At 55.4% G+C, this 25,898-nt stretch carries 20 protein-coding genes; 13 read left to right on the top strand and 7 right to left on the bottom strand.

Annotated elements, in window-relative coordinates:
* Nucleotides 1-11: 11 nt before the first annotated feature.
* Complete coding sequence (locus tag ACO2Q8_RS26170; RefSeq protein ID WP_423347848.1) at nt 12-629, bottom strand: RNA polymerase sigma-70 factor; 618 nt, start codon at nt 627-629, stop codon at nt 12-14.
* A gap of 288 nt (nt 630-917) precedes the next feature.
* Here ACO2Q8_RS26170 and ACO2Q8_RS26165 point away from each other — a divergent pair, with 288 nt between their 5' ends.
* Entirely contained in the window at nt 918-4,748 is a 3,831-nt protein-coding gene (locus tag ACO2Q8_RS26165) for a PVC-type heme-binding CxxCH protein (RefSeq protein WP_423347847.1), read from the top strand.
* 12 nt (nt 4,749-4,760) lie between these two features.
* Here ACO2Q8_RS26165 and ACO2Q8_RS26160 read toward each other — a convergent pair whose 3' ends face one another.
* The 6 genes from ACO2Q8_RS26160 to ACO2Q8_RS26135 form a co-directional block, all read right to left on the bottom strand.
* Nucleotides 4,761-6,215: a glycosyl hydrolase gene (locus ACO2Q8_RS26160; RefSeq protein WP_423347846.1), complete on the bottom strand. Its 1,455-nt coding sequence runs from the start codon at nt 6,213-6,215 to the stop codon at nt 4,761-4,763.
* Nucleotides 6,216-6,317: 102 nt separating this feature from the next.
* Nucleotides 6,318-7,394, bottom strand: a complete 1,077-nt coding sequence (locus ACO2Q8_RS26155; RefSeq protein WP_423347845.1) for a cell shape determination protein CcmA — start codon at nt 7,392-7,394, stop codon at nt 6,318-6,320.
* Nucleotides 7,395-7,483: 89 nt separating this feature from the next.
* Nucleotides 7,484-9,052: a RagB/SusD family nutrient uptake outer membrane protein gene (locus tag ACO2Q8_RS26150; protein WP_423347844.1), complete on the bottom strand. Its 1,569-nt coding sequence runs from the start codon at nt 9,050-9,052 to the stop codon at nt 7,484-7,486.
* A 120-nt stretch (nt 9,053-9,172) separates the two neighbouring features.
* Complete coding sequence (locus ACO2Q8_RS26145; protein WP_423347843.1) at nt 9,173-12,391, bottom strand: SusC/RagA family TonB-linked outer membrane protein; 3,219 nt, start codon at nt 12,389-12,391, stop codon at nt 9,173-9,175.
* A gap of 204 nt (nt 12,392-12,595) precedes the next feature.
* The gene (locus tag ACO2Q8_RS26140) at nt 12,596-14,389 is read right to left on the bottom strand and encodes a sensor histidine kinase (protein WP_423347842.1); all 1,794 of its coding nucleotides are present in this window, start codon (nt 14,387-14,389) and stop codon (nt 12,596-12,598) included.
* Nucleotides 14,390-14,478: 89 nt separating this feature from the next.
* A complete protein-coding gene (locus ACO2Q8_RS26135; protein ID WP_423347841.1) occupies nt 14,479-15,126 on the bottom strand; it encodes a response regulator transcription factor in 648 nt (215 codons plus the stop codon).
* 447 nt (nt 15,127-15,573) lie between these two features.
* On the opposite strand from ACO2Q8_RS26135, the gene ACO2Q8_RS26130 reads away from it, so the two are divergent.
* From ACO2Q8_RS26130 to ACO2Q8_RS26075, 12 genes are all read left to right on the top strand, one after another.
* Nucleotides 15,574-16,737, top strand: coding sequence for an oxygenase MpaB family protein (locus tag ACO2Q8_RS26130; RefSeq protein ID WP_423347840.1), 1,164 nt, complete (start codon nt 15,574-15,576; stop codon nt 16,735-16,737).
* Nucleotides 16,734-17,459 carry a hypothetical protein gene (locus tag ACO2Q8_RS26125; RefSeq protein ID WP_423347839.1) on the top strand — a complete coding sequence of 242 codons (726 nt, stop codon included), beginning with the start codon at nt 16,734-16,736 and terminating at the stop codon, nt 17,457-17,459. Before ACO2Q8_RS26130 ends, ACO2Q8_RS26125 begins: the two co-directional genes overlap by 4 nt.
* Nucleotides 17,410-19,305, top strand: a complete 1,896-nt coding sequence (locus ACO2Q8_RS26120; RefSeq protein ID WP_423347838.1) for a 7TM diverse intracellular signaling domain-containing protein — start codon at nt 17,410-17,412, stop codon at nt 19,303-19,305. The genes ACO2Q8_RS26125 and ACO2Q8_RS26120 overlap by 50 nt, the downstream gene beginning before the upstream one ends.
* Nucleotides 19,306-19,452: 147 nt before the next feature.
* On the top strand, nt 19,453-20,223 hold the full coding sequence (locus ACO2Q8_RS26115; protein ID WP_423347837.1) for a response regulator: 771 nt from the start codon (nt 19,453-19,455) through the stop codon (nt 20,221-20,223).
* A gap of 268 nt (nt 20,224-20,491) precedes the next feature.
* Nucleotides 20,492-20,941 carry a hypothetical protein gene (locus ACO2Q8_RS26110; RefSeq protein WP_423347836.1) on the top strand — a complete coding sequence of 150 codons (450 nt, stop codon included), beginning with the start codon at nt 20,492-20,494 and terminating at the stop codon, nt 20,939-20,941.
* A 78-nt stretch (nt 20,942-21,019) separates the two neighbouring features.
* Complete coding sequence (locus tag ACO2Q8_RS26105) at nt 21,020-21,550, top strand: hypothetical protein (RefSeq protein ID WP_423347835.1); 531 nt, start codon at nt 21,020-21,022, stop codon at nt 21,548-21,550.
* 62 nt (nt 21,551-21,612) lie between these two features.
* Nucleotides 21,613-22,128 (top strand): hypothetical protein, encoded by a 516-nt coding sequence (locus ACO2Q8_RS26100; protein ID WP_423347834.1) that lies wholly within the window; start codon nt 21,613-21,615, stop codon nt 22,126-22,128.
* A gap of 39 nt (nt 22,129-22,167) precedes the next feature.
* Entirely contained in the window at nt 22,168-22,782 is a 615-nt protein-coding gene (locus ACO2Q8_RS26095; protein WP_423347833.1) for a hypothetical protein, read from the top strand.
* A gap of 189 nt (nt 22,783-22,971) precedes the next feature.
* Nucleotides 22,972-23,124, top strand: a complete 153-nt coding sequence (locus tag ACO2Q8_RS26090; RefSeq protein WP_423347832.1) for a class I lanthipeptide — start codon at nt 22,972-22,974, stop codon at nt 23,122-23,124.
* Between the two features lie 109 nt (nt 23,125-23,233).
* Nucleotides 23,234-24,172: an LLM class flavin-dependent oxidoreductase gene (locus tag ACO2Q8_RS26085; protein ID WP_423347831.1), complete on the top strand. Its 939-nt coding sequence runs from the start codon at nt 23,234-23,236 to the stop codon at nt 24,170-24,172.
* A complete protein-coding gene (locus ACO2Q8_RS26080; protein WP_423347830.1) occupies nt 24,169-25,374 on the top strand; it encodes a lanthionine synthetase C family protein in 1,206 nt (401 codons plus the stop codon). Before ACO2Q8_RS26085 ends, ACO2Q8_RS26080 begins: the two co-directional genes overlap by 4 nt.
* Before the next feature lie 190 nt (nt 25,375-25,564).
* Nucleotides 25,565-25,702, top strand: a complete 138-nt coding sequence (locus ACO2Q8_RS26075) for a class I lanthipeptide (protein WP_423347829.1) — start codon at nt 25,565-25,567, stop codon at nt 25,700-25,702.
* The last annotated feature ends 196 nt before the right edge of the window (nt 25,703-25,898 follow it).

The following is a 25,898-nucleotide window of genomic DNA, read 5'->3' as shown; positions in this document are numbered from 1 at the left end:
GAGAAAAAAAATTAGGAAAGCAGGAAAAAAATCAGCGCGGGCAGAATTCCCTCCAGATCGGCGTGTTTGCTGAGGTAGTCTTTCAGAAATTTGGTCGCCTGCGAAAACTGTACTTTGACGGTATTGACCGAAACCGACAACTGCCGGGCGACCTGCTCGTTGTTCAGTCCGTTGAACACCCGGAGCCGGAACACTTTTTCGCGCTGGGGCGTCAAGGCCTTAAGCCCCTGTTCCAGAATGGCGCTGTATTCCTGCAACTGGAAGGCCTCGCTGGTCGAATCTTCGCCCAGTTTGTCTTCCACCTCGTTCGAAAGGTATTCCCAGATGGCTTCGTGGTGGTCGCGAATCACGTTCAACACGTGATTCTTCATCGAGATGGACAGAAAATTCTTGATGGCGTAGGTTTCGTTGAGCGCTTCCCGATGATCCCAGAGTTTGAGAAAAACGTCCTGCACCGCATCCTCGGCCCGATCCGGATCTTTCAGAAATTTCAGGCCGATGGCGTACAAATGCTTGTAATGCCGGTAGAAAATTTCCTCAAAAGCTTTCTCATCGCCCGCTTTTAACTGCCGGGTAATGTCCTTTTCAGCATCTTGGCTCAACCGAATGGGTAATTTCCGGATACGCATACAGCAAACTCTCGACGGGTCTTCGGTTAATAAAGTAGAGGAATCTGGTAACAAAAAGCTAATGTAAACATTAAAACCGTACGATTCCAATAAAAAATTTTCTTCTATCGGAAAAGTAGCCGGAAAAGTTAAAATTAATCTGCAATATCCGGAAGGGTTTCTTCCTCAATCGGAAGGAGATCGTTGTTTGGAAGGAAGAAAATGACAAAAGCCGGGTAAAGTAGCTCCGGAACAGTCTTTACCTTATCGTAGATACGTTTGCACGAAACCCAGTCCGCTCGTTCCGCCATGAAATCGTTTCCTTTGCTTCTGGTCCTGATTGTCCTTTGCTCGGGCAGCATTTTCCAATCTTCCCGGCCCCTGGCCTCCCTCCAACCGCCCGAACCGGCGAAGAAGCTCCTCCTGAAACAGGATATGAAAACCGGCACGCTGTCGGTCTTCCGGCCGGGCGGCAAAACCCCGATTCTGGTGCAGAACGCCAAAGCGGATTTCCGGCCCTACCTCCACCCCATCGTGGCCCCCGACGGCAAAGGCGTGCTGACCGAGTACAGCCCCGGCCACCACAAGCACCAAACCGGCTTGTACTGGGGCTTTACGCGCGTCAACGGCCGCGACTACTTCCACCACCCCCAGGGCGATTACTGGCGTCGGGTGTCGGCCAAAATTATTCAGGCTACCGGCGCGGAGGTGAAATGGCAAACCGTGTATGAGTTGCTGGACGAAAAAGGCCAGGCGGTTTTGACCGAAACCCAGAACTGGTCGATGCGCGAGAAAGCCGGGAAGTTTCTGCTCGATCTGGAGTGGAAAGGCAAGGCCAACACCGACGTGAGGATTGGCAAATACGACTACGGCGGCTTGTTTCTGCGGATGCCCTGGCGGGAAGGCATCAAAGGCGAGGTGATCAACGCGGCCCGGCAGCGCAACGAGAAAGCCGAAGGCCAGCGCGCCATGTGGGTCGATGTCGGGATGCAGGTGGAAGGCCGCAACGACCTGGCGCACATCGCCATCTTCGATCATCCCGAAAACAAAGGCTACCCCCAGCCCTGGCGCGTCGACGGACAGCTCGGCATTGGTCCGGCGCGGGCGCGGACGGGCGACTGGACCATCAAAAAAGGCGATACCGAGATTATCCGGCATCAGTTGGTGGTCTACACCGGCGACCTCAACGATGTGGAATTGACCAAAACCTGGGGCGAATTTAGTGGTGTCAACTCGACGTATTCGCTCTGGAGCCTGGCCCAGAAAGAAGGGCGGGAAGCCAAATTCCTGACGCCCGAGGAAGCCGTGAAGAGCATGACGGTCAAAGACGGTTTTCAGGTCAACGTCTGGGCGTCGGAACCGATGATTACGCAGCCGATGGCCTTCTGCTGGGACGACCGGGGTCGGCTCTGGGTGGCCGAAAACCGGGATTACGAATCGCGGGGATACGGTTTTTCGAAAGCCGGAAACAGCCGGATTCTAATTCTGGAAGACACCAACCAGGACGGCATGGCCGACAAACAAAAGGTCTTTCTCGACAGCATTCCGTTCCCGGCCGCGATGGCTGTGGGCTTCGACGGGCTCTATCTCGGCGCACCACCAAACCTGCTCTTTGTGCCGGATCGCAACGGCGACGATGTGGCCGACGAGAAAGACATTGAAGTACGGCTGACGGGCTGGGGCATCCGCGACCGGCACGAAACGCTCAACAGCCTGCACTGGGGGCCCGACGGCTGGCTGTACGGCTTGCAGGGATTTGCCACGCCCTCGAAAGTGCGGAAACCGAACGGTAAGGGCAAACTGTACAAACACAACGATCCGTTCCCGGAAGCCGAAATTTTACAGGGCGAGGGCGTCGACATCAACGGGGGCGTCTGGCGGTATCACCCCACGAAAGACCGCTTTGAGGTGGTGGCACACGGTTTTAGCAACCCCTGGGGCATCGACTACAACGCCAAGGGGCAACTCGTGATGACGGCCTGCGTGATTCCGCACCTCTGGCACGTCATTCCGGGCGGCATTTACCACCGGCAGGGTGGGCAGCACTTCAACCCGTACGTTTACAACGACATCAAAACCATCACCGACCACAGCCACCGCTCGGCCCACGGCGGAGCACGGGTGTACCAGTCTGATGCCTTTCCCGAATCCGAACAGGGACGACTTTTCATGGCGAATATTCACGAACACGCGGTTTTGTCGGACATTTTGGAACCGAAAGGCTCGGGTTACGTCGGGCACCACGGCGATGATTTTGTACAGGCCAACAACGCCCAGTGGGTCGGCTTTAGCATGGAAGTCGGGCCGGAAGGGGCGCTGTATGTGCTCGACTGGCACGATGCCGACATTTGCGGCAAGGAGGTCCTGAACGGCGAAACCGGCCGGATTTTCCGGATTACGCCCAAAACCTCGCGGGCCGAAAACTTCGCGAGCCGCTATTCCGACCTCAACAAAATGACCGATGCGCAACTCGTCGGTCTGCAAACCGTCCGGAGCGACTGGCACGCCCGCCGGGCGCGGTTGATCCTGCAAAACCGGGCCACGAAAGGCAAGCTCGACGGCCAGACGCACGCCCAACTGCGGCAAGTATTCGAGACGAATTCAAACCCGGATTACCGGCTGCGGGCGATGTGGGCATTGCACGTTACGGGCGGTTTTGAGGCCAACGCGCTGGTGAATAGTCTGGATGACAAAGACGCCTACGTGCGCGCCTGGACCATTCAGTTGCTGTGCGAAGACCGTGCGGCTTCTCCGACGGCCCGGGACAAATTCGTGCAGATGGCTCAGCAAGATCCCTCGCCGGTGGTGCGGCTGTACCTGGCTTCGGCCCTGCAACGGGTGGATGCCGAAACCGGCTGGAAAATCGCCGAAAACCTGATGCGGCACGGCGAGGACCAGAACGACCACAACCTGCCGAAAATGATCTGGTACGGTTTCGAACCGCTCGTTAAACAAAATCCTGAACGGGCGCTGGACCTGGCCGCCCGCTGCGAGATTCCGATGGTGGCTCGGTTTATTGCCCGCCGGACCGTCGACGCCGACCAAACCAGTGCGCTGGTGGCGGCCCTCGGCAAATCGCCCAAAACACAGGTGAGCCTGCTGGAAGGCATGCGCGACGCGCTGGAAGGCCGCACGGATTTGGAAGCGCCCGCCAACTGGAAAGCGGTTTTGGCCAAACTGAAAACGAATCCGAATGTGGCTCCGCTGTCGCAGCAGGTCGCGCAGCAGTTTGGCGATACCGAAAGCGCCCGGCAATCGCTGGCGACACTGAAAAACCGCAAAGCCCCGCTGGAACAACGGTTGAAAGCGTTACGATCCATTGCGGGTCAGCAGCGGCCCGAATTGTTACCCGAACTCCCGGCGTTGCTAAATGAACCGGCGCTACGCACCGAAACCATCCGGGCCATTGCCGGGTACGACCGCGAATCGCTGGGCGAACTGCTGTTGGCGAAGTACCCGGAGTTCAGTGCTTCCGAAAAATTGCAGGTGGTACAAACGATGTCGTCGCGGCCCAAATACGGCTGGCAACTCACGCAGGCGCTGAAAGCAAACCGGATTCCGAAGCGGGATGTGCCGACCTACGCGGCTCGCCAACTGCTCCGGGTCGTCGGGAGCGGTTTTGTCGAAGTCTGGGGGCCGATTGAGCAGGACGGCATCGATGAAAAAGCCTACGCGCGCTACCAGAAACTGCTCAACGACCGGGCAATGGTCAGCGCGAATACCGCCAAAGGTCGGCTGGTGTTTCAGCGCACCTGCGGTCCCTGCCACAAGCTATACGGCGAAGGCGGTAACATCGGCCCGGACATAACGGGCTCCAACCGCGCCAACCTGGATTATCTGCTGAGCAACATCCTAAATCCGAGTGGTGAAATTCAGGATGATTACAAAATGGTGGTGATCACAACCCGCGATGGTCGGACGTATTCGGGCAATGTCATGGGCGAAAATGAGCGGCAGGTCACCTTGCGCGTGGTGGGTCAGGACCCGGTCAGGCTGAACAAATCCGAAATCCAGTCACGCGAAACCACGCCGGTTTCCCTGATGCCGACCGGTTTGCTGAATAACCTGACAGAAAGCGAAATCATCGACCTGGTGGCCTTCCTGCGCACCCGCGAACCGGTGAAACAGGCGAAGAAATAAACCGGTGCGGTTTTATCGCTGGGATGAAACCGCACCGCCGTTTCCACCCCCGACCCGCCAGTCGGGCAGTTCGTCGCGGGTCAGTACGTCTTTATCTGTAAAAACCGCCTTCAGACGCTCAAGGGGTTGTTTTTTGATGTAATCGGTCCCGGTCCAGACCGCGAACCACGACCACCAGGTGCCAAAATCACGGATTTTACCGGCATCCGGCAGATTCCCGGTTTCCGATAAGGTCACCATTTTTTTGCCGTTGAACCGGCCTTGTGCATCTGCCCAATTGCCGCTCAGGCTGGCGGTTGCGTCGGTGTAAATATCCATGCCGACGATATCGACGTACGCATCGCCGGGGTACCAGTCGGGCTTCACCGAATCGGTGGCGGTGTACACCCAGATCAGGTTGTGGAGTTGATGGTGGTTCGTCAGCCGGTCGTACAGCAGTTGCCAGAGTTTCTTGAACGGCCCCGGTCCTTTGGCCCCCCACCAGAACCAGCCGCCGGAAGCTTCGTGCAGCGGTCGCCAGAGCACGGGCACGTCGGCGAGTTGGAACTTCTTCAGTTCACCGGCAATCACGTCAATGTCGCGCAGCAGCAACTGATACCTTTCTCCCTGTTTATCTGCCAAAACCGCAGCTAGGTCGAAGGTGGTCGCGCGGGTATAAAAACCGCTCCACCAGAGTTTATCGGGTTTTTCATCAATCAAATCTGTCGGCGCGTTCCAGTGCCAGGCCAGGCTGACGATGCCGCGTCCTTCGCCTTTCTTCGCCCAGGCAATGCACGCTTCGCTCGACCGCTGCGGAACGGCTCCGCGCTGCGCCCGGCTGGGTGAGTAATCCATCAGGTCAAACGCGCCGATGGCCGGTTCTTTGCCGGTTTTCTCCAGAATGTATTCGACATCGTCCTGCTGCCCCGACAGCACTTTTTGGCCGTACTGATCGACCAGAAACGAAAACAGCGCCCTGGTCGAAGCCATTGCCTTGGCATCCGTGAGGTTTTTGGGCGGTTTGGCGGGCAGCGCGACGGTGGCTGGCCGGGCCTGCAGGTAATCGATGCTGAAATAGCCCCAACCCCGGAGAATGGTAACGGTGTTCTGGCCGTCGCGCAACCGGAACAGGCCCAGACGGGCGGTTTTGAACCCTGACGGCGTTTGCTTCAGTGTACCGCCCCCCTTCTCGTCGTTGATCTGAAAATCAACACCTTTATCACCCGAGGGCGACGCATAGCCGACCGCCAGTTCGTACAAACCGGCGGGGATGTTGAACGTCAGCGTCAGTTTGTCCGTAGCATCGTCAAAACCGGTCACGTAGCCCGTTCCCGAAAAACCGGGTAAGGCAGTGGCGGTTTGCACGCCGGAAAGCGTTCCGGTTTCCGCTTCGATTTGAACGGTTTCCGGTTTGGCTGGCGTCAACACTGATTCGGGCCCGGAAACCGGCGAGCAACCCAGCAGGGCAAGTAGTAAAAAGGATCGCATCCGAAAAAACGTACCCACGGACTTTAGTCCGTGTTTTGGGAGTTTATTTTACCTAACTGGTCATTTAAACTCACACGGACTAAAGTCCGTGGGTACGGGCGGTTATTTGATCAGGACGATGTCGTCGAAGTAGAACGTTTCATCCTGTTTGTCAGGCCCCTGAATCCGGAAGCCGACCTGCGACAACTTCTTCCCGGCCGACCAGAAATCGATGTCCGACAGCTTGAACTTGAAGTAATTCCAGACCCCGGCTTTTACATTGATCTTGTTCTTCTCGTCAAAACCGCCAAAACCGGCTTTGCTGGCGTCGGTGGTCAGGTACAGCGAGTAGTCGGCCGACGCGCCTTTGATCCAGCCCGCTACATAGGTGTACTCCGGCGAGTAGGAAATGGCCGAGGCCGACCAGTTGGCAAACGCGATCAGGTGCCAGTTGCCTTTCTGGTACGTCTTCCCGACCGATGCGGTTCCCGTCCGGAACTCCTTGGTCGATATGGCTCCGGCATCACCCCAGGAACCATCCTGAAAACCAGCACCGTAGGCATCCGTAAAGATCGAATACGCTTTGTCCAGATTGGTCAACTCCTGGGTGGTCCGGAGCAGGCCTGTGCCGTTGACAATATCCAGCGTGGCCCGGTTGACGGCGGTATTGGCGGGCATTTTAATGACCAGTTTCTTTTTCTCTTTCGAAACAATGGTAGCCGCGTCCGAGGTACCGGTCAATCTGACCGAGGTCACATCGTCCAGGTTGTTGCCGGTCAGCGTAATTTCCGCCCCTTTCGTGAAGTTGTAGTTGGAGACCTCAGCCACCGTCGGATAGGCCAGCACCCGGAATGGCACCGACACCGACCGGCCTTCACTGTTGGTAAACGTGACCTGCTGGACACCACCGACTACCTCGTCGGGCACCCGGAAAATCAGCGCCTGGTCGGTATTCAGGGTCGGCTGGAAACCGGCCGGAACGTTTTCTTTCTCGAAAACAATGCTCCGGATGTCGCCCAGGCCCGTTCCGGTCAGCGTAACGACTGTTCCGCCCGCAGCCGAGTCGGGCATGATGGCGGTGGCCACCGGATTGCCCGGTTTTGACTCCGGCCGGCCATCGGTATCTTCTTCGCAGGAAGTCATCACCAACCCGGTCAGCACGACCGCAAATGACACCCCTGCCAGTTGATTGAATTTCATCTGAACTGTATAGTTTATGGTTTATCGTTTATGGTTAAGGTTCATAGAAGGGAGCAGCCCACTACAAACCTTAAACCATTCACTTTGAACTACTTGTAGTAAGGAACCGGATCTTTGCCCAGCTCGGGGTCCTGCACGATTTCACCGGCCGGAATCGGCAGATACATCTTGTCTTCGGAGAAGTTGGTGATGTAGCTGGCACCCGTTACCGGACCCCGGTTTTGTTTCTCAATGATGGCTTTCGCTTTGGCAAACCCCTGGCGCTGAATGTCATACCAGTAGTCGCCTTCAAAGGCAAACTCCACCCGACGCTCGTGCAGAATCTGATCCAGCGTCAGCGAGGTGCGCGGGGCCAACCCGGCCCGCGTACGGACGGCATTCAACGCTTGCAGGGCTTTCGGATCGTTGGTCGAAGCAGCACCGGCCAGCGTAGCCTCGGCGTAAATCAGCAGGATGTCGGCGTAGCGCAGCAACACTACGTTGTTGCCGGAGTTTTGGCCCAAAACCGGGTCGCCACCGAAGCTTTTGCCCGGACCTGCGAAGTATTTCGCAATGTTCGAGCGGGTTGGACTCAGACTTCCGCCGTCTTCGGTTGGTTGCAGCGTGTCGTACTTAAACCCGTTGGCCATGAAGGCGTTGTACTTGGGCGCATTGACGCGTTGCGGTTTCCACTCGGGTTTGGTCCAGCCGTGTTCCATTACCGACCATTTCCGGCGCAGATCACCAAATTCATATTCGTTCAGCAGATCGAGCGAGGGCACATACATTTCCCAGGCATCGGCTTCGGCGGTCCGCAGGGCGCTGGCTCCGCGGTCGGGGTTTTTGATGTTACCGGTTCCCCAGGGGTCCTGGGCCAGTTGGTGCTGGATCGAGAACAGCGACTCCGGGTTGTTGTTCAGGCTCATTTTCGTGAACATCCCGTTGTAGTCGGCCACCAGGCTGTACTTGCCGGAATTGATCACTTCTTCAGCCTTGGCTTTGGCGTTCGCGTAGTCCTTGTTGTACAGATACAGCTTCGCCATCATCCCTTTCGCCGAATACTTCGTCAACCGGCCCGGCGCATCCGATTCCGGCAACCCGGCTTCGGCCAGTTGCAGTTCTTCCAGCGCAAACCGCAGCACGTCTTTTTGCAGGTAACGCGGAATGTTGAAGTTGCCCGACAGCGCCGTGGCACCCGGATCGGTGATGATCGGAGCCGCGCCCCAGGTCCGGGCGATGTAGAAATACAGCGTTCCCCGGATGAAGTGGCACTCGGCCAGGGCCGGATCGAGGTAGGCAGCCCCACCCCCGGCGGCTTTTTTCTCTTCGAACGTCTTGATCATCACGTTCGCGTAGCCGATGATTTTGTAGAACGCGCCCCAGGCCGCGCCGATCCGCTCGGATGCCGACGAAACCGTGAAGTTCAGGAAATCAACATCGGTATACGTAAACATGTTGCCCGACATCACATCGCCGATGGCGTCCTGCGCCCGGCTTTCGTAGTTCCGCCAGGGCAAACCGCTGTAGAGCGTACTGGTCGCGGCCCGGACTTCCTCCGCGTTATTGTAATAGTTTCCGGTGGTCGTGCCCGACAGCGAGGGCCGCTCGATGAAGTCCTCCTTGCAGGAAGCCAGCAGCAGCGCCGAAAGGGCCAGAGCATATAGGGATTTTCGTTTCATGTTAGTCAAAGATTAAATCTCAAAGAGTGAAAGAGAAAAAGAGCGAAAGAGTGAAACGCGCTGCAAAGTACCCGTCTACGGCAGAGCCTTTCGCTCTTTCGCCCTTTCACTCTTTCGCTTTTAGAATTGTACATTCGCTCCGATCGTGAACGTGCGCGGGTTTGGGTAGTGGCCCATGTCCACGTTCATGAGCTTGATGCTGTTGTTGAAGGCCCCGATTTCCGGGTCGTAACCCGAGTACTTCGTGAAGGTCTTCAGGTTCTGGATGGAACCGTAAATCCGCAGGTTCGTCATTTTGATTTTGCTCAACACCGTAGTCGGAACCCGATACCCCAGCGTCACGTTCTGAATCCGCCAGTAGGAAGCATCTTCCACGTAGCGATCCGACATGGCGGTGTTGTTCTTGTTGGTGGTCGTAAACCGGGGCAGCGTGCCGTCCGTGTTGGTTTCGGTATACCGGTCATTGACCGTCCGGAGCTGGTTCGACCAGGCGTTGTTCAGCCCTTCCAACTGCCAGCGCAGGAAGTTGAACGCCTTGGCGCCCTGGCTCCCTTGCAGGAAAAGCGAGAAATCGAAACCACTGTAGGTCAGCGAGTTGGTCAGCCCCCAGGTAAATTTTGGAAGCGGACTGCCGATGAACGTGTAATCCTGCGCGTCGATTTTGCCGTCGCCGTTGATGTCCTTAAACCGTATGTCGCCCAGCCAGGTTTCGTTTTGATTCACCTTGTAACCAAACTGCGGCAGGCTCTTGTCGAGGTCTTCCTGCGTGCGGTACAACCCATCCGTGACCAGCCCCCAGAACGAACCAACCGGGTTGCCGGGCGTCGTGTGCGTCACGAGGTAGTTGTTGTAATACACTTTCCCGTCGAGCGCCGAAGCCGCACTGGCCGCTTTGTCGTAGGTGTTTTTGAAATGCGTCAACACCGCGCTGGTTTTCCAGGTGAACAGCCCTTTCTTGATGTTTGTGCTCGTGATGCTCAGGTCAACCCCGGTATTGGTCATCTGACCCGCGTTGCCCAGGGGCGCTTTCAGGTCGTCCCACTGATCCCCGACGCCAATCAGGTTCGGTCCGGTCAGGAAGATGATCATGTCGGACGTTATTTTCTTGTACACGTCGATGGTGGCATCGATCCGGCCGTTCAGGAAGCCCAGGTCAACCCCGGCGTTGGTGGTTTTGACCGATTCCCATTTCAGGTCCGGGTTCGGAATCCCGTTGATCATGTTCGATGAACCAAAACCGACCGGCCCGGAGAAGAACTGCACCGCGCCCACATAGGCTGGGTTCGGCGCTCCACCCGGGAAGTTCTGGTTCCCGACGGCCCCGTAACCGGCGCGTACTTTCAGGTAACTCAGCACGTTAGCCACGCTGCCTTTCATGAATTTCTCGTTGGAAACCGTCCAGCCCACCGACACGCCCGGGAAATAGCCCCAGCGGTTGTTCGGCCCGAAGTTCGAAGAGCCATCGGCCCGGAAGCTGGCCGAAACCGAGTAGCGGTCATCGTAGGTATAGTTGGCGCGGGCAAACCACGATTCCATGGCCCAGTGGCCTTTGCCCCCGCTCAGGCCCCAGGTGGTCTGGTCGGAACTACCGGTGTTGAGGTCAAAAATGTTGGCCTGCAAATCCACTTTCGTGCCCGACATCGACTGGTAGTACGAGTTCTGGGCCTGATGACCGAGCGTCGCCTGAATGCCGTGTTTGCCAACGTATTTGTTGTAACTCAGGTAGTTCGTCAGCGACCAGTAGTAGCTGTCCGAACGCGAGTCGATCAGCTTGCTCCGGAACGACGTACCGCCCACGTTTCCGGCTTTCTGGAAGGCCACGTTGTTATCCTGCCCGAGCGAATACGATACTTCGTTCCGCAGGGAGAGGTCTTTCATCAGTTGCAGTTCGAGGTAGGCGCTTCCAAACACGTTGTTCGTCGTTTTGGTATTGCCCCGGTACTGGCTGTTTCCGACGAGGTTGGAGTTGCTGTACTGCACCCCACCAACCGTCTGGCCCCCACCCCACGAACCGTCGAGGTTTTTCACCGGCACCAGCGGGCTCGTCACCGCACCCCACCAGATCGTTCCCTCGGCGGCATCGGCCAGCGATACATTCTGGATGCTGCGGGACACGTTTGCGCTCAACCCTACTTTGGCCCAGCTTTTCAACTGGTTATCAAGGCTAAACCGGGTCGAATACCGCTTAAAATCCGAACCGAGCAATATCCCTTTGTTGTCGAAGTAGTTCAGAGACAGGTAGTAGGTCGTTTTTTCGCGTCCGCCCGAAAAGCTCAACTGGTGGTTGTTAATCCGGCCGCGCTGGAACATGGCGTCCTGCCAGTCGGTTCCCCGACCGAGCAAATCCGGGTTTTTGAATTCGTCGGCTACCGGGTTGCCGATGATCGGCAGCACCTCGTTCTGGTAGCGGGCAAAATCCTGCAAATTCATCAAATCCAGTCGTTTCGCTACTTCCGAAACGCCGGTATACATTTCGTAATTGATCTTGCCTTCGCCCTGCTTGCCTTTTTTCGTCGTCACCAGAATGACACCGTTGGCCGCCTGTGATCCGTAAATAGCCTGGGCCGAGGCATCTTTCAGCACGTCGATGCTCTCAATATCGTTCGGATTCAGCATCGCCATGACGCTGTTGCCGGTTTGCCCGTCGCCCCCGCCCAACCCGGCGTACCCGGTACTGTTGGAGGTGTTTCCGCTCACGAACGGCACGCCGTCGATCACGAACAGCGGGTCGTTGCTGTTGATGGACGTGACCCCACGAACTTTTACCGACACCCCACCGCCCGGCTGACCGCCGTTGCTCGTTACCGTTACCCCGGCCGCTTTTCCCTGAAGTAACTGGTCGACCCCAGCCGCCGGAATGTCTTTCAGTTCGGTGGCTTTGATGGTCGTGATGGACGAGGTTACGTCGGAACGCTTGGCGGTTCCGTACCCGATCACGACGACCTCATCCAGCGACTGGTCGTTTGCCACGAGCGTGATGGTCAGGTTGGTGCGGGTGCCGACCTCTACCTCCTGCGTTTTCATCCCGATGAACGAAATCACCAGCACATTCGAACCCGCAGGCAAGTTGATCGAAAACCGGCCTTCCGCGTCCGTGGTGGTGCCCTGCGTCGTGCCTTTAACAGACACCGTAGCACCCGGCAGCGTGTTGCCTTTGTCGTCGGAAACCACCCCTTTTACCAGGGCGTTCACATCGGATTTACCGACGTTCGCATTTTTCAGTGACGCCATCACCACCGGCGTTTTCCCCGGACTGGCGATGGTCTTGGTTCGGTCCTGGGCATGGACTGCCGTCCAGTAACTCAGGATCAAAACCCCCGAAAGCACATGTTTTATCATACGTTATTGAAAAAAAGGGACAAAAAGGGCCACGCTCCCGAAAAACAAGCTTGGGAGTAAGGCAATCGAAATCCGGTTTTGGTGAAAAATCAAACCGTTGGCGGGTCAGGTGCTCCGGCGATGGAGCAGTCCGCTACGGTCACAAGAGAGCAGTCAATCAGGCATGAACTTTGAAGGTATGCGTTAAGGATTTAGGAATAGTTGTCAGACTGTTATTAATGAGTTTTTGACCAGTTTGTGCATCGGCAGCGAAATCATGACGGAGGTTCCTTTGCCGGGTTCGCTCTGCCACATCACCTGGCCACCGAGGTAGGCAATCCGGGAGTTGATGTTAGCGATTCCGTTGCCTTTAGCCGGATTAACTTCGAAATCTCCGCCCTTGCCGTCGTCGTCCACACTGATCAGTACGGCCTCGTCATTGGTCATCATTTGCACCGTAATCGTTTCGGCTTCCGCGTGTTTCAGTGCGTTGTTCAGCAATTCCTGCACCACCCGGTACATCATCACCGAGGCTTCGTCGCCCAGGGCCGGAACCTCACCGTAGTGTTCAAGTGTCAGGGCGGTTTCGTTCACCAGATTCAACTTCTGCACCAGGTCTTCCAGCGCCGGGATCAGGCCGAACGTCGAGAGCGCATACGGCCGCAAGTCACTCGAAATCAGCCGGGTTTCCGTACAGGCTTCGTCCAGAAACTGGTTCAGCGGTTCTTTCACCGACAGCGGCAACTGCTCCTGATGCGCTTCCACAAACAGCTTGATCCGGGAAAGCTGAATGCCCAGGCCGTCGTGCAGATCGCGGGCAATCCGGCTTCGCTCGCTCTCCTGCCCGTCGATCATGGCCTGTAACGATTTCAGTTCAAGTTCCTGAATCTGCTGCTGCGCAATCACAGTTTGTTGATGATTGATGAGTTTCTGCTGTCGCCGGCCAAAGATTAATGCAAACACGCCTAATACACTGATCACCAGGCCGACCCCCAGCATAATAGTCAGCATGCGCTGGTGCCGGTTTTGCTCCTCGGCCAGTTGTTTTTCCACGGCCAGCGTTTTCACCTGGCTGTCGAGTTCCTGCAGCCGGATGCTTTTCGTCTGTTCGGAATAGTAGAACTGGTTTGTAAAATTCAGCGTCTTCAGGGCACTCTCGTACGCCTTTTTGTAGTCGCCCTTGTGCGAATAACTATCCGCCGAATGCCGCGACAACTCCCGGAGCATGGACACGTTTTTCTCGGATTCGGCCAGTTGGTAGCTCTTCCGGTAGGCGGCAATAGCCTCCTGCGGGCGGTTTTTAAACTGTTCGACGAGGCCTAGATAAAAGTAGTTCAGCGCTATCATCCAGGTGGTATTCAACTGCCGGGCCAGCGTCAGGCTTCGACTGGCAAAATACTGGGCCGAGTCCGGCTGCTTGTTTCGTAAATAGGTGTTAGCCAGCAAGTTTAGCGCAAACGCCTGCGAATGCGTTTGCTTAAACCGGACACTCATCCGCTCGGTTTCCCGCAGTTCCGCAATCAACGTTTTCGGAATCGGATCTTTCCGTTGCGCCAGGTTGGCAAAAGCCAGTCGACACTCGATCACTTTCGGCATGTCCTGCTTCCGCGTGAAATACTGAAGCGCTTTAGTCAGGTACTGCCTGGCGTACGGCTGCATGAACACATCCTGCGAATAATAATCGCCGATCCGGATGTGGACGTTGTAGTACCCCAGCGAATCGCCCCGCAGGTGGTAATACTTCATGCCGTTGAAATATGCATCGAGCGTGTACTTGTTGTAACCATATTGCTGCTGATACAACCAGCCCAGGTGTTCGTAGGCTTTGGCCACCTGCGCAAACTCCCGGTCCTGCACCCACTGCCTAATCTGATTTTTGACACTATCGATCGACGCGGTTTCGGGACTGGCCTGCACCGCCGACATCCCGGCTCCGAAGCCCAGCACCAGCACTGCGCCTAGAAAACCGCTTCGAAAGAGCCGACCGACCCAACCGCTCATCATTAGACTTATAATCAAATGAAAATACAAAGTTATGTTTGTAAACCTAAAGTCTATAAAACCTATTGGAGTATTACTTTATTGTCTTGTCGATGAAAAACCGTTGGTCAGTCGATGCAATGCAATTCCATTGCGGTTTTGATCAGCAGGGCCGTGTTCGGAACACTGAACTTCATGAGCAAACTACTGCGGTGAAATTCAATAGCTTTCACACTCACAAACAACTGGGTCGCCATTTGCTGGGTGGTCAATCCCTGCGAGATCAGCGTCAGTACTTCCGACTCCCGGGGAGTCAGGTTCGGTTTGACGCCGGTTCCGCTGCCCGGTTTTCGGTGGCGGGGTTCATCGTGCAGCAGAATGTTCGTGATGGTTTCGTTGAAATACGGTTTTTCGTCGTGTACGGTCCGAATGGCTTGCAACAGTTCTACTTTGGTCGTGTTTTTCAGCAAATAGCCCCGGGCACCTTTCTTCACCACACGCTTGATCAGGCTGGCGTCGTCGTGCATCGTCAGGGCAATCACGCGCGTGGCTGGGTAACTTTTGGTGATGTATTCACACAGCGCCAGACCATCTTCGATGTGTGGAAAGGAAATGTCCAGCAACACTACATCAATCGGCATCAGACTCAACTGCTCCACCACCGACGACCCATCAAAACAACGCGCGGCCACCTCAATTTCGGACGAACCGGAAATTAGCGACGCAATCCCTTCCACAAACACATTATGGTCGTCCGCAATCAGTACTCGTATCATCTATTCGTATTCTTGACTGGGATACTCCCGCCGGAATCTGGGCAGAATTGCCTTTTATCGTAACACGTCCGGAGTCTTTTAAAGTTACAAAAAGAGCTTTATTTTTTGACTCCCCTCGATTTCAATTGAATATTGTTTAGCAAAAATAGGATAATACAGATAGGTTTTAAAATAGGGGAAACCCCCGTTTTTTGAAAATTAGGGAAAACCCTAGGTACATTTTCCCGCTCCCGGCGCTTTCGGGAAACCAACAAACAGTCCGACAAAACAGAAGATACAGGATGCATGGGCGAATTCTTCATCAGGGCTGTTGCTTATTTCCTCCCAATCCTCTTTAATCCAGCGTCCTGTATCTGGTACCGCATCCCGCAAAATATGTCGTAGGGTTCATCACTTTTCGAGTAATATTGATCATATTTGCCAGACAAACCCTATCCCGATTACCTCATGTCGTTTACTGTCGCTGAACTGGAAGCCTTCCGCTCCCGGCAGGACCCGTTGGCCGACGGCCTGGTGGCCGATTTGATTCAGGACCACGACCTACGGGTGGTAAACCAACTGCTGCAAACCCTAACGCGCAACTATGAACTGAAACCGGATCTGTTTCCCGGCCCCGTGGGTCGGCGCGTCGGCCAGTACCTCGACGCCACGGCTCACCCACCCGCCTGGGCCAACCCGGATGCCATCAAAACCGCGCAGGACCTCTTTGCGTCCCACGGCGTGTTTATTTCGCTGTTGCTCCAGCTTCGCTCGCTGCCCATGACCTATGCCTGCGCCCACGGTGCCCGGGTGTTGTACGAAACCGGGTTGATGACGGCCCGCGGTGGTCAACCCAACCTCGTTCGGCGGCTGATGGAAACCGCTCAGTTTGTCATTTTTGCGATGGAACCGGGCGGACTTAATCCCGGCGGGCGCGGCATCGTGACAGCCCAGAAAGTCCGGCTGATACACGCCTGTATTCGCCATTACCTCCACGCACGGGGCTGGAATCAGGCGGTTTACGGTGCGCCCATCAACCAGGAAGACATGGCCGGAACGCTGCTGGCCTTCAGTGCGCTGGTCCTGGAAGGACTTGAAATGAGCGGTTTTTCATTTACGAAAGACCAAAAAGACGCTTATATTCACTGCTGGAACGTGATCAGCCACTGGAACGGCGTCGAACCAGCGCTGCTGGCTCCCGATTACGCCAGTGCCCTGCAACTCGGTTACACCATTCTGCGCCACCAGCAGGCGGTTTCAACCGCCGGTCAGCAGCTCACGGCGGCCCTGATTGCGGAAGCCCGTCAGCAGGTGGGCGGTTTGTTCAAAGACGCCATTCCGGCGCTGATCCGGTTTTACTGCACCGATGCGATTGGCGATCTGCTGGGCATTCCGGCCGAACCGCTGGCGAAAGAACACCAACTTGCCGACCGAATGAAACTGCTCTGTGCCGGAGTGCAGCAAGTCGAAGAGCGGCATTCGTTTCTGCGCTGGATGATCGGCCGCATGTCCGTCGACTTCCTGCAAACGCTGACGGTGATGTTCAACCAGTTCAAGCAGGTGCAGTTTTACATTCCCACCTACCTCACCGAAAGTGCTTCCGACTACGACGCTTTGCCCCATCACCAATGAAAACACCCTGTACGTTCTCACCCGACGACTGGATTAACTTCTGCGACTACACGCCGGTGCAACTCGGTCTGATTCTGGCCGGAACGCTGCTCTGGAACCTGGCTTATTTTCTAATCATCCGGAACGGTTTTCGGTACCGCTACGTCGAAATGCCGTGCCTGGCGGGTTCGGCCAATTTTGCCTGGGAGTTTGCCTGGGGCTTTCTGATCGTGACCGACATGGGCCAGTTGTTCGTCTGGGGGCTACGCGTCTGGTTTTTCATGGACATTCTGATCTTTGCCCTCCTGCTCCGGTACGGCTACAAACAGATTTCCAGCCCCATCGTCCGGCCGTACCACGCCCTGATTGAGTGGGCGGTTTTTCTGTTCTGGATTCCGGTTTTTTATTTTTTCTACCAGGAAGGCTACGACACGAGCATGGGTGCTACCTCGGCTTACGTCATTACGGTCGTGATGGAAGCCATGTTTATTTATCACTTCCTGCAACATCCGCCGGGCAGTGTGTTCGCGCCCGCCGTGGGCTGGTGTCGGCTGCTGGGCAACGGAGCCATGAGCGTGTTTGTCGGGATCAAGTACCCAACCATGTACTTTCTGCAACTCCTGGCCGTTGCGGTTTTTATTCTGGATCTCATCTACGTTATTCTGCAACATCGTCATGCCGCTTTCAACCGTAATGAAGTCGCTGTGGCTGAGCAGCCTGCTGACTCTCCTCTGGCTCTCTGAAACTCGCGCCGAAACGCCGGTGGTCGTCACCGACGTGAAGCAGGTGTATGCGGTGGCGCCCCACAGCGATTTTGTACAATCGACCGCCGGAATTGGCGATCTGGCGAAGGTCTGGCCGTCCTTCCGGCCTTTCGATTATCACCAGATCCGGCTGGATGTCGACACCAACAATGTGTACTGGTTTCGTTTTACGGTTCGGAACGAAACCGATCAGCACGTTTACGCCGTGGTGCCGACGGTCGGTTTTGCCGGAATTCAACTGTATGAATGGGAACAGGGAAGGGCACGGCTAATTGGCAAAGGCGGTTCGCAGTATTCGCTGACGGAGAAATACCTCTTTACCAACGACGACATCATGCGCCTGTCGCTGCGGAAGCACGAACAGCGAACGTACCTGATGCGCATGAGCCGCTTCACGCGGAAGTTTTTTCCGGTTTTTATTTACCCCGAATACGCGCTGATTCAAAATTCTCACAAACTCAATACCGTCTCCGGAGCGCTGTTCGGCATTATTCTGGCCGTTGTGCTGTACCAACTGCTCACGTATTTCATCACCCGCGAGTGGGACTATCTGCGGCTGTCGGCCTACCTGCTTTTTTTCTGCATCCAGCTTACGATTTACTCGGGCCATTTTTACGAAGCCTTTCCGATGATTCCGTTTGAGTGGAACGAGCGAATTTACTTCGGCCTGCCGATTGTTACCGCCCTGCTTTCCAACACGTTTGCGTATTATTTCCTGCGCATCCGCCAGCAGGGCGACCGGTACATGAAAATCGGCTTCCGGATCTTTTTTGCCCTCTTTTCGCTCACCTTTCTGGCGGCTTGCCTGGGTTTGTCCGGCATTTCGACGCTCTACCAGAATGCGGCTCCGCTCTCGGCGGCTTTTCTGCTGTACGCCGGGATCAAACTTTACTCCCGGGGCTACAAACCGGCGTTTCTGTTTTTGGTGGCGTATACCGTGCCGATTATCGCCATCCTGTTTCTGTCGCTGTACATCTACGGGTTTATCACCTACGCCTGGTCGATTCATAACCTGCTACTGATGAGCGCCGGAGCACACGCCATCCTGTTTTCGGTCGCCGTGGCTAACAAGCTGATTTCGTACCGAAACCAGACCGAACAACTGATCAAAAATCAGAATTTTGAACTGGAGCAGAAAGTGCAGGCCCGCACCCGCGAACTGGCGCAGGACAAGGCCCGCATCGAGCAGCAGTCGCAGCAATTGCGGCTGGTGATGAAGGAGTTGCACCACCGGGTTAAGAACAACCTGAGCATTGTGTCGAGCCTGTTGCACCTGCAATCGAGCCGTCTGACCGACGAGCAGGCCGTCAAAGCCTTTCAGGAAGGCCAGCAGCGCATCGAGGTCATGTCGCTGATTCACCAGCGGTTGTACAAAACCGACCAGATTTCGTCCATCGACATTGGCCCCTACGTGCAGGAACTCACCACGAGCCTGATTCATGCCTACGGTTTTTCGGACCGGCAGCTCTCCTTCCGGTTTCATAGCGATTACGAGCAGATCAGTATCGACCTGGCCATCCCTATTGCGCTGATTTTGAATGAATTACTCACCAATGCCTTCAAATACGCGTATCGCCTGACGGACCAGCCCCGGCTCGAAATCCGGTTGCTCAACGAAGACGGCATGGTGCTGGAAGTGCAGGACAACGGCCCGGGCCTGGACCTGGAGCGGTGGCACAGCCGGGGCGGTTCGTTCGGAAAACGACTCATCGGCGGTTTGACCGACCAGCTTGGGGGGCAGTACACGATGGAAAACCGGCACGGGGCATTGTTTCGCCTGCACATCCCGGTCGACGAAACCAGTGCCGTCTTGCTTCAGGGGTGAGACAGTTTTCCGTTTTCACTATTCGATATTCAGTGTTCGATATTCGCTATTCTGATGTTGAAAAAGGATGAATAATAATGAATATCGAACACTGAATATCGAATAACGAACACCGAAAACGGAATACCGAATACTGTAAAAAACGTCATGGAAAAGCAAATCAATATCCTGATTGTGGAAGACGAAGCGATTCTGGCCATGGCGCTGAGCGACCGGCTGGAAGCGGCCGGGTATTGCGTGGTCGGTATGGCCAACAACGGGACAAAGGCCATTGATCTGTTTCGGAAAAACGAGGTCGATCTGCTGCTCTGCGATATTGCCATCAAAGGCGAATTTGACGGCATCGAAACCGTCCGCCGGATTACCGAATCGAAGCGGGTGCCGGTCATCTACCTCACGGCGTTCTCCGACGACGAAACCATTGCCCGGGCCAAGTCGACCTATCCGGCGGCTTTCATGACCAAACCGTACAACCCCACCGATCTCCGCATTGCCATCGACATGGCAATCCATAACTTTGCCCGTAATCCGTCGGAACCGCCCAAAACCGGACCGGATTTGCCGGACGACGAACCGGACATTACCCGCGACACCATTCTGCAAATCGACGAACAGGTGTTTGTCAAACAGAGCTATCATTACATCAAAGTCAACCTCGGCGACATCATGTTTCTGGCCGCCGAGGATATTTATACCACCTTCATCACGTCCGGCAAAAAATACGCCCTCCGGCTTCCGCTCTCGACGGTTTTGGAAAAGCTGGATTACAAGCGGTTTGTCCGCATCCACCGGTCGTACGCCGTCAACGTCGGGCAGGTCCATACGTTTAGCGAACAGGAGGTCACGGTCGGTACGCACATCATCCCGCTCAGCAAAACCTACCGCAACGATTTTCTGCGCTGTTTTCAGTTAAAGTAACGTTTCCCGACGCCCATCCTGGCAACGCCGGGCCGTCGATCCAATCGACGGCCCTCTCCTAGTTATCCGACAAAAACCGGCTTCCCTACTGCTGGCTTGCCCGAGTAATTATTCTTCCCGAAACCGTTCACCTACACAAAAACCGGTTCTGCCTACACAGAATCCGCCTTCGCCTACATCTCAAATTTTGAGCGAAAAAAGCGCGCTTACTTTGTCCCAGTCGAATTAACCAACAATCTGTTTTCCAAACCAATAACCCTTTTTTCATATGGCATGGATCATCAATTACCACAATCTGTCGTCGCGCAGCGTAGGCATTACCCACTTCGGGGGCGTTACTGAAGCGGTCGTTGGCGAAGTCAATCACCAGCCCGCCAGCCCGCTGGACACCGGCAGCACCGACTACCTCTCGCTGGATCAGAACGCGCTGAAGTTCATTGCCGACGGCGCCATCGACATCTACCAGGGTGTCCGCGTCGATTACCAGACACTCTGGGTCCGAATTCACGTGCCGATTCAGGTGTTCGGCATCGGTTCATCACCCTACTGGTACTACCAGATTAACGACGGCTCCGACCCCGGCCTGGGCTCCCACGCCTGGAACAAGCACGACTCTGACTCGGTCAGCACCACCATCAGCAACCTCAGCGTGAAGCTCAGCCCGACCAAAGACCACTCCAATCTGACGGTCGATGTGACGCTCGATGACCAAAATTAACTCCGCCCGACACCCGGCCGGAAACGTGTTTTTACTGTTCAATTAATTTATCAATTCACTCTTAATCAAGTTACAATCATGGAAGAAGAAGTATTGGAAGACGTACTGACCGACGAGGATGCAATGAGCGTGGCCTCGGATGTTGAAAGCGAAAGCACCTTGTCCGAAGAAGAAGTGGATCAGGAAGAAGTAGCTTCGTTTAAAGAAAAAGCGCTGCAAACCGCTTCGAAATTTAAAGACTACGTACTCGATAAGGTCAAATCGCTGACCATTGAGAAAGTAGTGATGCTCGGAACCGGTATTCTGCTGGTGTACCAACTGATCGAAAAACACGCGGAAGTAGCGGACAAAGGCGGCAAGAAAGTGAAGCTGAGCGCAGCCATCGACGGCACACGGTCGGTTTTGGTCGATAAATACGAAGACACGGTGCGTTCCGTGGCGATTCAGACCAAAAACAACACGGATTTGTGGAATTCGCTCAGCCCGGATATTCAGAAAACGATTGAAGCCGAAATTGCCATGACCGGCGACATTTACTGGCTGACCATCGCTCAGGATATCATGGAACAACTGGCCGAAATGCCCATCTACGACCCGACCAATTCCTGAGTTTCCTTGCCGGGGCGGAGCAATCCGCTCTGCCCCACCCCTCACCCTTACCTTTTACTCCAATGGAAGAAGTCTTTTTTATTGTACTTGAGGTGATCGAAGACGCTGACCTGATTGCCGGCAGCGAACTGATCATCTCCGCCGACATCCTGTCCGAAATGGCGTTCGACATGAGCATGCTCGAAGATGTGTACGCCGAAATTGTCGAATCGCTCGATGTGTTCAAAAGCTGGATGATGAAGACGTTTGAACTGACCAAAGAGGTTGTAAACGCCATGCTCGGTCTGCAATTGATGTACAACATGGTTTACACGCACTACCAGTCCGTTGAAGCCAGCAGCCGGTGCATTTCCGTCGAAACCGCCCTCCAGGACATCGAAGGAACCCTCAAGAAAAACTTCGAAAAGCTCGTGTCCCTGGCGCAGAAAGAAAGGACGTCGCCCCAGTTCAATACGCTGCCGACGGACATTCAGAACCAGATTTCGGCCATCACCAACCAGACGCCGATGGCCTACTGGCTGAGCACCAAACCGACCATTATGAGCGCGCTGAAAAAAATGCCGCTGTATCACAATTGAAGCCCTTAACTCCTTTTCCACTCCCAAACCCCAACCGCCATGGGTTCTTCTACGCTTGAACTGAAACTCGACTCCATCGACCTGACGCTGCCCAACCGCGAACGCAGCCTGTACTTCATCCTCTCGGCCACCACGCCCGACAACCCCGATCACCTGATGGTGACGGTTTTGCCCGACAGCGGTTTTCTGAAACTGGGCAAACACCAATCCAGCTACCACTTTGCCCCGGCCGGGGATGAAGACGGGGGCCTGTTTCTGCTCTCGACGGCCCTGCCCGCCAGCAACACCGTGCTGGCCCGGCTGTGGGTGATGGAGTCGATGGCGGCCGTCAAGGAGATCGGCCAGATTCTGTCGGGAATCACCGGTTTTGTCCAGAACCAGGTGACCGGCAGCAAGCTCTTCCAAACCATCGGTGGACTGAATCCGGTCGTTTTGTCGGGCGTTCAAACCGTCAGCAATGGCCTGGGGCAGATCGGAACAGCCCTGTCGAAACTCGGCGACCGGCAATTGGGCTTCGTGTCGATGGACCAGCATTTCACCGACTCGACACCCCCAACGCTGACCTGTCAGCAAACCATGATGTCGGGCAACGGCTCCCTAACCTGGAGCTGGCTCTCGACCACGACCTCGCCGGTTGCGGCCACGCCGGTGTGAAACCCGATCAGAACGCTCTGGGAAAGAATCCGCATTTTCCGCCAGTTACCAACCAACTTTCGCTGGTTACAAATTCCGGTTTTTGAAATCATCCGCAAGCGGCCATGTTTGTATCGGCCAAGCAAAAAAGCCGCAGGGGACGCCGAAAACCTGATCCAGAGTAGGCATCAAAACACACCATTTACTACCATGAAAAAGCAAATTGCCAAACTGTCACTGAAAACCGACCAAATCATTTCGTTGTCTAAAGCGCAGGCGTCGAACGTCCTGGGTGGCCGTCCTCCCCAAAAAACCGTTTACACCGGCTGTACGACGAAAGGCTATTGCCCCACCGAATTATAATTTCGTACACATCTCGTAATCAGTAGGTTCGAAGCAGCATTTAGTCAAAATGCTGCTTCCTTTATTTCCATTCCTTCGGCGAAAAGTCAGCCACGTAACGCTATACCCCATGAAAATAGGCCTTCTGGAATTTGGAACCGGATGCGTAAGTCCGATGGATATTGTCGAAAATGTGCTGGATTACGCCCAGCGCGCCGACGAACTGGGCTACACCCGGTTTTGGCTGGGCGAACATTACGGCGCTTCGTCGGCCTACAGCAATCCGGAGATGCTGCTGCCCATCATTGCCGGTCTGACCAGCCACATCCGGGTCGGCGTAGCCGGTTTGCTCATGGCGTTTCATAACCCGTACCGCGTCGCGTCGGCGTTCAAAGTACTGAACAACCTGTTTCCCAACCGGATCGACCTGGGCGTGGCCGGTGGGAGTGTTCCGCCGGACATTAAACCGCACCTCGTCCCCGATCTTGATTTTTCAGATTCTTCGGTGAAGGTAAATTTGTTTACCCGGAATTGCGCAGCCCTCTATCAGTATTTACACGCGCCGGAAAACGCGCATCAGATTGTGCCCTTTGGCGGTTTTGTGCCGACGTACTGGTCACTGAGCGCGGGGCTGAAAAACATTTCCGCTTTGGTCGACCAACCAGGTTCCCTGTGCAAATCGTGCTTTCACACCGAAATCACCGATCACCGGCGAGAAGCCGAAAAGCTGCACGAATACCGGACGGTTTTTTACGAAAAGCACGGAAAACGGCCGGAGATCAATTTGGCCATTGCGGGGGTTTGCGCCGAAACGACCCGGCAAGCCCGCCGAATCCGGCGCGAATTGGAGCAACCCGTTGGCGTCTACCAGGAACTGATCGGCTCCCCGACGTACCTGCTGGATCAAGTAGCCCTCCTGGAAGAAATCTATGAAGTGGAAGAGTTTATATTCCTGAACATGGCCGAAAAAACCAGCCACAAACTGAAAAGCCTTGAACTGCTGGCCGATACGCTGCCCCAATACGCCGGTTCGGCTTCCCAACCAGAAGCCTTCGTCCAGACGCTATGAACGCTCCACCGCCGGTTTCGACTTCGCCCACGATTCAGTTGCTCGACCGCATCTATCAGCACATTCATCGCCAGCCGGTTGATGGCGAGGTCGGGTTATTGAGTGGGCAAATGGGGTACGCCCTGCTGGAAGCTTACGCCAACCGGTTTTTCGGACAAACCGACGACAGCCGCATCTGGGAGCGCCTTTCCGCCAGTCTGGAGGCCGTTCAGCAGGGCGGGCTGAGTCATTCCTTCGCCGACGGCATGGCGGGCGTGGCCTGGGGGTTTTTGCACCTTTGTAACCACGGACTGGTACAAACCGATGACCTCGACGCCCAGGATGTGGTCGCCGACCTCGACGAAGCGCTTTTTGAATTATCGCTGGAACCGCTTCAAAACGGGGATTATGATTACCTGCACGGCGGACTAAGCGCCGGTTTGTATTTCCTGGAACGCCAGCCGAATCCAGCCATCGCCCGCTACGTCGAACACCTCGTCGAAACCCTGAACAAAACCGCCCTCCGGTTTCCCAACGGCGACATCACCTGGCCATTCACGGATTTTGGCCGTCGAAAACCGGGTGATCCCATCCGGTACAACCCTGGTCTGTCGCACGGTACGGCCAGCATTGCGTCGCTGCTGAGCCTGTTTTATGAGCGCGGCTACGCCCGGGCGCGTTGCGCCGAACTGATTCGGGGAACGCTGCAATGGATCTGGAACACCCGCAACCGGTCGGGCCTGAGCGTTTTTCCGACGCTCGTCTCCGACCCACGCACCGACCAGGACAGCCGCTTGAGCTGGTGTTACGGCGACATGGGCATTGCCAGCGCGTTCGCGTTGTGCGGCCTGAAATTCGGTCATCAGCCCTGGCAATCCATTGCGTACGAAACGATGCGAAAAGCGGCTCAACGGCGGGAACCGGCTGATACAAATGTCTACGATGCGGGATTTTGTCATGGATCGGCGGGGCTGGCGTACCTGTTCCGGCGGCTCGCACGACCGATGGCGAACCCGGTTTTGGCCGAGGCCGCCGATTACTGGATGCAGCAGACACTGGCATTTGCCCTACCGGATACAGACGAAAACGTCTTGTTGGCGTACGACTCAGGCAACCACTTTCCCAATCTGGGCTTGCTCGACGGTGAGAGCAGTGTGGGGCTAGTGCTCCTGGCTGAATTGGGCGGACCACCGTCCTGGGAACGCTTCCTGCTGCTTGCTTGAGGGGCGTTTGTCCGATTTGTTACGATTTTTCGCTAGTTATTAACCTATGTTTACCTGTTATTGGTTCCAGCTTCCAAACTCCACTCTAACCAACCACTTTTGTGACAGCCAACGCAGAAAAGGCCGCAAGGGGACGCCGAAAACCTGTTCAGAGTAGGCCCATATTCACACCATTTAACATCAAATGCTCATGAAAAAGCAAGTGTCAAAAATCACGTTGAAAACCGACAAAATCATTGCGCTGTCAAAAAGCCAGGCCCTGAATGTACTGGGTGGCCGTCCGCACAAAACAGCTACCGCTTGTACCAGCAAAATTTGTGAACCGTAATCCCAGTTTGCACACCTGTTGATTAGGGTCGAAACGAAGGGGCGTTTGCTCCTTCGTTTTTTTATGGGATACCATCCGTTCGATGCGTGATCCAATCCCCAAATTCCCTCCCCCGAAAAATGTGCGCAGACGGGTATAGTTCGTCGTTGAGATCCTTTATCTTAGTGGTTTTGGAAATGGCATACCTGGTTCTTTC

This window comes from Larkinella sp. VNQ87 (assembly GCF_049445795.1).
Taxonomy (GTDB): Bacteria; Bacteroidota; Bacteroidia; order Cytophagales; family Spirosomataceae; genus Larkinella.
The sequence above is the reverse complement of the archived record's forward strand: the minus strand, read 5'-3'. Positions and strand labels throughout refer to the sequence as shown.

What these genes read in the sequence shown, in the direction of transcription:
- ACO2Q8_RS26125 (WP_423347839.1), top strand. Translation starts at nt 16,734, where the DNA reads ATGAAAACACCCTGTACGTTCTCACCCGACGACTGGATTAACTTCTGC.
- ACO2Q8_RS26105 (WP_423347835.1), top strand. Translation starts at nt 21,020, where the DNA reads ATGGAAGAAGAAGTATTGGAAGACGTACTGACCGACGAGGATGCAATG.
- ACO2Q8_RS26160 (WP_423347846.1), bottom strand. Translation starts at nt 6,215, where the DNA reads ATGCGATCCTTTTTACTACTTGCCCTGCTGGGTTGCTCGCCGGTTTCC.
- ACO2Q8_RS26085 (WP_423347831.1), top strand. Translation starts at nt 23,234, where the DNA reads ATGAAAATAGGCCTTCTGGAATTTGGAACCGGATGCGTAAGTCCGATG.
- ACO2Q8_RS26090 (WP_423347832.1), top strand. Translation starts at nt 22,972, where the DNA reads ATGAAAAAGCAAATTGCCAAACTGTCACTGAAAACCGACCAAATCATT.
- ACO2Q8_RS26110 (WP_423347836.1), top strand. Translation starts at nt 20,492, where the DNA reads ATGGCATGGATCATCAATTACCACAATCTGTCGTCGCGCAGCGTAGGC.
- ACO2Q8_RS26075 (WP_423347829.1), top strand. Translation starts at nt 25,565, where the DNA reads ATGAAAAAGCAAGTGTCAAAAATCACGTTGAAAACCGACAAAATCATT.
- ACO2Q8_RS26170 (WP_423347848.1), bottom strand. Translation starts at nt 629, where the DNA reads ATGCGTATCCGGAAATTACCCATTCGGTTGAGCCAAGATGCTGAAAAG.
- ACO2Q8_RS26155 (WP_423347845.1), bottom strand. Translation starts at nt 7,394, where the DNA reads ATGAAATTCAATCAACTGGCAGGGGTGTCATTTGCGGTCGTGCTGACC.
- ACO2Q8_RS26145 (WP_423347843.1), bottom strand. Translation starts at nt 12,391, where the DNA reads ATGATAAAACATGTGCTTTCGGGGGTTTTGATCCTGAGTTACTGGACG.
- ACO2Q8_RS26165 (WP_423347847.1), top strand. Translation starts at nt 918, where the DNA reads ATGAAATCGTTTCCTTTGCTTCTGGTCCTGATTGTCCTTTGCTCGGGC.
- ACO2Q8_RS26100 (WP_423347834.1), top strand. Translation starts at nt 21,613, where the DNA reads ATGGAAGAAGTCTTTTTTATTGTACTTGAGGTGATCGAAGACGCTGAC.
- ACO2Q8_RS26130 (WP_423347840.1), top strand. Translation starts at nt 15,574, where the DNA reads ATGTCGTTTACTGTCGCTGAACTGGAAGCCTTCCGCTCCCGGCAGGAC.
- ACO2Q8_RS26095 (WP_423347833.1), top strand. Translation starts at nt 22,168, where the DNA reads ATGGGTTCTTCTACGCTTGAACTGAAACTCGACTCCATCGACCTGACG.
- ACO2Q8_RS26135 (WP_423347841.1), bottom strand. Translation starts at nt 15,126, where the DNA reads ATGATACGAGTACTGATTGCGGACGACCATAATGTGTTTGTGGAAGGG.
- ACO2Q8_RS26150 (WP_423347844.1), bottom strand. Translation starts at nt 9,052, where the DNA reads ATGAAACGAAAATCCCTATATGCTCTGGCCCTTTCGGCGCTGCTGCTG.
- ACO2Q8_RS26080 (WP_423347830.1), top strand. Translation starts at nt 24,169, where the DNA reads ATGAACGCTCCACCGCCGGTTTCGACTTCGCCCACGATTCAGTTGCTC.
- ACO2Q8_RS26115 (WP_423347837.1), top strand. Translation starts at nt 19,453, where the DNA reads ATGGAAAAGCAAATCAATATCCTGATTGTGGAAGACGAAGCGATTCTG.
- ACO2Q8_RS26120 (WP_423347838.1), top strand. Translation starts at nt 17,410, where the DNA reads ATGAAGTCGCTGTGGCTGAGCAGCCTGCTGACTCTCCTCTGGCTCTCT.